We start from the raw sequence: 5,596 nt of genomic DNA on the forward strand, positions 1-5,596 counted from the left end.
CCGGGTGTGACGAGATGGATGAAGTCACAGGCGACGGCTATGCCGAATTGCTCGACGACGGCTCGATCGAGATCACATTCGCCTACCACAACGGCGACGAGGCCATCCTCAAGGCAATACGTCAGACTTCTTCAACAGCCTGCTAGGAGGCGAAAACCTACACCCTGTTTCGACGGGTCTGTCCGGATTGCCACAATTTTCGGCCAGTCAAGGACTATACGACGCGTCGAATTCAAACGGTGTTCGGCACAGTGGAGGTTCGCAATCCCCGCTGGGTGTTGTGCCGGGATTGCCATCCAGGGATGGACGCCGCATCCAATGGTCGAGGTTCCCGACCTGTTGAGGGAAGTGCATGAATGGACCGGCTTTGCGGATAGCTTCACGCATGTTCGCACCGGGGACGTCCCAAGAAATGTCTCGGCCATGCTGGCCGGCGTACTGGCGGATGCGACCAACCTTGGTCCGAAACAGATGGCCAGCGCGTCCAAAGGCATCAGCGCTCACCAGATCAGTTGGATGAGAACCTTCCATGCACGGTCGGAGACCTACCGCGCGGCGCAGGCCTGCGTGACGGACGCACACACCCGCCATCCGCATTCTCGCCTTTGGGGCAATGGCACGACGTCATCATCTGACGGCCAATTCTTCCGCGCGAGCGACCGAGCCGCAAAGCGCGGCGACATCAATCTGCATTACGGCAGCGAACCCGGCTCAAAGTTCTACAGCCACCTTTCTGATCAGTACGGCTACTTCAGCATTCTGCCCATCAGTCCGACCGAAAGTGAGGCTGCTTATGTGCTCGATGGGCTATTCGATCAGGACACGGTCCTCGACATCCAGGAACACTTTACCGATAGGGGTGGCGCGAGTGATCACATCTTCGGTCTGTTCGCCCTCATAGGCAAACGCTTCGCGCCGCGACTGCGCAACCTCAAGGACCGGAAGTTCCACACGTTCGAGAAAGGCGATGCATACCCGGCGCTGTCGAACCACATCGGGGCGCCGATCAACACCACCCTGATCCTCGAGCACTGGGATGATCTCCTCCATCTGGCGGCGTCGATCACCACGCGATCCGTAGTGCCGTCCACGATCCTGAAGAAACTATCCGCATCTCCGAAGGAAAGCCAACTCGCACGAGCGCTACGGGACTCGGCCGGGTCGAGCGATCGCTGTTCATGATCGAATGGTACTCAAGTTCGGCGCTACGCCGGCGTTGCCAGGCCGGCCTCAACAAGGGTGAGGCTGCGCATAAGCTGAAGCGCGCCGTTTTCTTCCACGAGCGTAGTGAAATCCGTGACCGGTCGTTCGAAAGCCAGGCGTTCCGCGCCTCCGGCCTCAACCTCGTCGTCAGTGCGATCGTAGGAATAAGGTCTATATCGAACGGGCCGTTACCTACTTACGCAAAACGCATCGCGAGATTCCGGATCATCTGCTCAAGCACGTATCGCGGCTGAGTTGGGAGCACATCAACCTGACCGGCATCTACACCTGGGATGCAGAACATCAGATGCCTGAAGGATTCCGTTCGCTCAGACTTCCGGCTCGGTTACGCCACGCCGCATGACGTTCATGCTCCGTTCGACGTTAGCGTGTCGCTGGGAACGGTTCTTGTTCCGACCCCTACTCGCTGGGTTACACAAGCAGCCAACTGTTCCGACGGGTCCTATTTCCCCAGGTGGCCCTCACGGCAATTCCCGAGCTGACCACCTCGATGATGGCCATCATGAAGGCGCTTTCACTCGGATTCGCCATCGAGGTGGTCGATATCTAAGCGCAGTCCCAATTGACCGCCGCGCTGAACTTCTACTACCTCGAAGCCTTTGTGATTGCCGTCGTGATCTACATGGTGATCGCCTATGTCGTCATACAGATCGCCGACAGGCTGGAGCAATCCCTCCGGGTGTGGACGTGAGGCATGCATGTGGGACAGGATCGCCAAGCTTCGGGATTACTCTCGTCACGGTAGGGGCCGCCGACCGTCGCGCGCGCTGGGCGCGCTATTTCTCATCGCCGTTGGCCTCTATGTCGGATACCATGGCTGGACAGGACTATCCGCCGCGGGGGCCTGATGCGCTCATGCTTCAACCCAAGACCGCAATCCGAGATAGCGAGCCAATCATGAAATCCGAGACAGCAGCCACGGAAAGCGTTGAGCCGGCGCCTAAGACGGTTCCATCGGGTTGGCGAGTGTTGATGACGCGCGAACGCTGGACCGAAGTCGCGCGCATCCTTTTTACCGGCTTGATGGCGTTGCTGTATTGGCAGCAGCTCATTCCAATACAAGCCTTGTGGGTGGCGGTTGCCATCGGCTTGTATCCGCTCGTCAAGACCGGCGTCGTTGATCTCGTAAAAGAGCGCAAGATCGGTACCGAAATATTCGTCACCATTGCCACGGTGGTGGCGCTGATCGGAGGCGAGACCGTCGCCGGCGCGGTCCTCATGGTGATCATTTTGATCGCGGAGTTCATCGCCGATGTGAATATGGAACGAGCGCGAGCCTCGATCAAAGACCTGATCGGCTCAGTGCCGCAGGTGGCGCTTGTGCGGTACGCAGGTGCCGAACGCATGGTCCCGATCGAGAATTTGCGCGCGGGCGACGTTGTCTTGGTGCGGGCCGGCGAGAAGATCCCGGTCGATGGCACCGTCGTCGGTGGAGCGGCTTCGGTCAACGAAGCATCGATCACAGGAGAGAGCATTCCCAAGGACAAGAGCGATGGCGCCGATGTCTTTGCCGGAACCATCGTCGAATCCGGCGCCCTCGACATCGAGACCGAGAAGGTTGGTGCCGACACCACCTTTGCCCGCATCATCAGTCTGGTCGAGAATGCCGAAGCGGAACAGGCACCCGTCCAGAAACTGGCGGATAAGGTCGCGTCATGGCTGATCCCGGTCGTGCTGATCTTCCTCGTTGCGGTTTATCTTTATACCCGCGACGTTCGGATGATCGTCACTCTGCTGATTTTCACATCACCTGCCGAACTCGGATTGGCGACTCCTCTGGTGATTATCGCAGCCATTGCGCGAGCCGCACGCAGTGGAATTCTGGTCAAGGGGGGCGTCTATCTGGAGTCTTTGGCCAAGGTCGACGTCCTGGTGTTCGACAAGACAGGCACCCTGACGGCGAACAAGCCCGAGGTTGTCGGCGTGGAGATGCAGGACGGCACGCTTTCGGAAGCTGATCTGATCAGCCTTGCCGCCGCCGCCGATCGGCGCTCCGCTCACCCCTTGGCGAAAGCGGTCGTCAACTATGCCGCCCGGATGAAAATCGATGTCCCGGAACCGGAGCAGTACGAGCAGTTGCAGGCGCGCGGTGTGAAGGCGACGGTCTCCGGACGCACCGTGCTGGTCGGGAATGCATTGTTGTTGCGCGAGGCCGGCGTGCCGCTTTCCGATGCGATCGAAAAGGGCGGACAGACGCCGGTTCACGTCGCGGTCGATGGGAAATTCGCTGGCGTGATTTTTATTGCCGACACATTGCGACCAGGTGCGCGCGAAGCGCTGGCAAAGCTCCGTGCAACCGGGGTCAAGCGCATGGTGATGGTGACGGGTGACAATGAGGCCACAGCGCGGACCATCGCCAACGAGCTCGGCGTGGATGAAGTGCGTGCCAATCTGATGCCGCAGGACAAGGTCGCCGCCATCGCCGAATTGCAAAAGCAGGGCCATCGCGTGGCGATGGTCGGCGACGGGATCAACGACGCGCCGGCGCTGGCACGCGCCGATGTCGGCATTGCGATGGGGGGCGGCGGCACGCAGGCAGCGCTGGAAGCCGCCGACATCGCATTGATGAAGGATGACCTGGCAAGAATTGTCAGCGCCCGCGCGATTGCGCGACGCGCTTACCGGACAATTCAGGAGAATATCTTCGTCGGCGTTGGTGTTGTGCATGTTTTGGGCATTACCGCAGCGCTGATGGGCTGGATCGGTCCTATCCAGGCAGCGATTTTGCACTTGGGGCCAGATGTCCTGGTGTTCCTGAATTCGGCAAAACTGCTGCGCGTTCGAATCCAAGATGTTTAAGCGCATCTCTTTGAAGCCTAAGGCTTCGAACCGAACTAGCCAAAGCGGTCATTCGATTCGTCCGATCGGATGACTGCTACTGGCGCATGTGGTCGCTTGGCGCGTTCATAGATCAGATTGCCTGATGAGGCTCGGGAAGGTCCGGCCGGGGTGGAAAACCGCCGTTCAGCGCCCTATGCGAGCACGAAATTCGGCAGTCGAATTGGTGCGTGGAAACGGTTCGGAAGGCAACTGTACATCGAGAAAGGCACAAAGCGGCTCCCATCCTTCGGAGACTTGATACGTGAGAAGGCGTTCAGGTGGCAGCGTTGATTTCACGGAAGCGTTATGTGCTTCATAGACAGCGATTGCGTGATCACGGTTATCAAATCGACCGCCAAAGACAGTGTTTCCAACCACCGCCACACCAAAGGACTGTGGATCATTGGTAGCAGCATCCATCGTGAGCCCTATTGTTTGCGCCATGCTGTCATACCAGGCTTCCGGGTCACGAACTGTCAGGATAACCTTTGCATGAGGGTAGTGGTCACTCACTTGGCGCCAAAAATGCGCCGTTGGCCAATCGACCGCGGAAAGATAGCCGGCATATGCCGCATCCCAGGTCGGGAGTTGTCCCTGGCCGGCGGCGCGCCACAGCGCCTTCTGCTCGGGATTGGCGTGGACATCTGCCATGTGATGACACGGCCCGAACCCAAGATGCTCCAAGGCGAGCTTCAGCGAATATGTGCCAGTGCGACCCATGCCTGCACCAATGACATCTAGAGCCATGAGCACCCCAAGGAGATTTCAATCGGTCAAAATACCGCTGTTTTCTTTAATTCGCTATATCTTTGAAGGTCAGCTCCGAATCGCGTCAAGCCGTAGCGCGCGAAGGTCAGTATTGGAGAAGCGCCGGGAATGGTGGCTCCTGGCGCCGCTGTGGCGAAGACGCGTGGATCGACACCACTATCCGCTGACGCAGCGCTTGCTCCGGTCGATGACGTGGATGCCCATCAAAGGATGGGAGACAACCGACAGCGAGTTTCCGCCGGGAACGTGATCGCGGTCCACCAAAGCCATCTTGAACGGCAAGGCCGTGCAGACCTGCTCCATCAGGCTGCTCGACGTATACCGCGCGACATTCGAGCAGCGTGGACACAAGCTGGCAAGGCAAGGGGTTAGGCGCCGCGCTGTTGCAAGACACCGTTCTGCGCACGCGTTACGCCGCGACGATCCTCGGGATTCGCGGCCTTCTTGTTCATGCCATATCGGACGAAGCGAAAGCCTTCTACGAGCACTACGGCTTTGCGGCTTCCCCGAAAAATCCGATGACCCTTGCGCTCTCGCTAAGGCGCGTTGAAAGAGCGGGCCGAAACGTCTTGTTGTGCACAAGTTGGTAATCGCCTCGTAATCAACCAGCCGGAAAAAGCTTCCAGCGCCGCGGCCTAAAAGCCACGCGAGTTTTCTGCGCCGCCGGATGGTCGACGGGCAATTCGATCTCGACCCGCCGACGTTCGCCGCCGATTTCGAGCTCGACCCGCCTGGTGCCGGCGACGCGGCGGCTGGCGGCGACCGTGCCGGCGATGCAGCCGTT

The 5,596-nt window shown here is 59.2% G+C and carries 5 protein-coding genes and 3 pseudogenes; 5 read left to right on the top strand and 3 right to left on the bottom strand.

The features are described 5' to 3' along the window. Positions 1–318 precede the first annotated feature (318 nt). The 4 genes and pseudogenes from NKJ20_RS33740 to NKJ20_RS33755 all read left to right on the top strand — a co-directional run bounded on the left by NKJ20_RS33740 (position 319) and on the right by NKJ20_RS33755 (position 4,023). Positions 319–1,457, top strand: a pseudogene (locus NKJ20_RS33740) (Tn3 family transposase). Continuing rightward, positions 1,421–1,567, top strand: a complete 147-nt coding sequence (locus tag NKJ20_RS33745; RefSeq protein ID WP_280952151.1) for a hypothetical protein — start codon at positions 1,421–1,423, stop codon at positions 1,565–1,567. Before NKJ20_RS33740 ends, NKJ20_RS33745 begins: the two are co-directional and overlap by 37 nt. Before the next feature lie 57 nt (positions 1,568–1,624). Then, positions 1,625–1,915, top strand: a pseudogene (locus tag NKJ20_RS33750) (ABC transporter permease subunit); the annotation flags it as partial. Between the two features lie 332 nt (positions 1,916–2,247). Further along, complete coding sequence (locus NKJ20_RS33755) at positions 2,248–4,023, top strand: heavy metal translocating P-type ATPase (RefSeq protein WP_352749911.1); 1,776 nt, start codon at positions 2,248–2,250, stop codon at positions 4,021–4,023. Between the two features lie 165 nt (positions 4,024–4,188). Here the strand turns inward: NKJ20_RS33755 and NKJ20_RS33760 are convergent, their stop codons facing one another. Together NKJ20_RS33760 and NKJ20_RS33765 are read right to left on the bottom strand one after the other, a co-directional pair. Next, positions 4,189–4,791 carry a sulfotransferase family protein gene (locus NKJ20_RS33760; protein ID WP_352749907.1) on the bottom strand — a complete coding sequence of 201 codons (603 nt, stop codon included), beginning with the start codon at positions 4,789–4,791 and terminating at the stop codon, positions 4,189–4,191. Positions 4,792–4,968: 177 nt separating this feature from the next. Beyond that, complete coding sequence (locus tag NKJ20_RS33765; RefSeq protein ID WP_352453916.1) at positions 4,969–5,115, bottom strand: hypothetical protein; 147 nt, start codon at positions 5,113–5,115, stop codon at positions 4,969–4,971. 35 nt (positions 5,116–5,150) lie between these two features. Between NKJ20_RS33765 and NKJ20_RS33770 the strand changes: the two are divergent. Next, positions 5,151–5,402 (top strand): annotated as a pseudogene (locus NKJ20_RS33770) (GNAT family N-acetyltransferase); the annotation flags it as partial. Positions 5,403–5,413: 11 nt separating this feature from the next. Here NKJ20_RS33770 and NKJ20_RS33775 read toward each other — a convergent pair. Further along, on the bottom strand, positions 5,414–5,596 hold a 183-nt coding region (locus NKJ20_RS33775; RefSeq protein WP_352749909.1), incomplete at its 5' end, for a TOBE-like domain-containing protein.

Origin of the sequence: Mesorhizobium sp. M0185, from assembly GCF_040322175.1 — a bacterium.
Classification (GTDB): Bacteria; Pseudomonadota; Alphaproteobacteria; order Rhizobiales; family Rhizobiaceae; genus Mesorhizobium.

Coding starts and splice junctions, on each gene's coding strand:
- NKJ20_RS33755 (WP_352749911.1), top strand. CDS start 2,248: ATGGCGTTGCTGTATTGGCAGCAGCTCATTCCAATACAAGCCTTGTGG.
- NKJ20_RS33760 (WP_352749907.1), bottom strand. CDS start 4,791: ATGGCTCTAGATGTCATTGGTGCAGGCATGGGTCGCACTGGCACATAT.
- NKJ20_RS33765 (WP_352453916.1), bottom strand. CDS start 5,115: ATGGAGCAGGTCTGCACGGCCTTGCCGTTCAAGATGGCTTTGGTGGAC.